A 519-nucleotide genomic window follows, 5' to 3' on the forward strand; every position below is an offset into this window, starting at 1 on the left:
GCTACAATAAACTGTATACCATCAACAGTAACAGTAACCTGATTTATTCCAGTATGATTAGCTAAAACACCACTAAGAGTAGTATTTACACCAATATTTACAGGATTAGGACTAACAACGATAGTAGAATTAGTACTATTCTTAGCTACAGTAAAAGTTGTAGAATTAATAAAGCTTGTGTAATTATCATTACCAGCAAAACCAACAACAACACTAACAGAACCAGTACGAACAGTAGTATAATTCAAACTCCAACCACCAGTACTATTAACAGCTACATTAAACTGTATACCATCAACAGTAACAGTAACACTAAATATCCCAGAATAATTAGCCAAAACACCACTAACAGTGACATTATTACCAATACTAACAGAATTAGGACTAACAACAATAGTAGAATTAGTACTATTCTTAGCTACAGTAAAAGTTGTAGAATTAATAAAGCTTGTGTAATTATCATTACCAGCAAAACCAACAACAACACTAACAGAACCAGTACGAACAGTAGTATAATTC

General features: G+C 31.8%; 1 protein-coding gene. It reads right to left on the minus strand.

Annotation, left to right across the window (positions count from 1 at the left end):
• Positions 1–519 (minus strand): hypothetical protein (locus MBCUT_RS11230; protein WP_169805374.1); only part of this gene is annotated, 519 nt, incomplete at both ends.

Origin of the sequence: Methanobrevibacter cuticularis (assembly GCF_001639285.1) — an archaeon.
GTDB classification, from domain to species: Archaea; Methanobacteriota; Methanobacteria; order Methanobacteriales; family Methanobacteriaceae; genus Methanobaculum; species Methanobaculum cuticulare.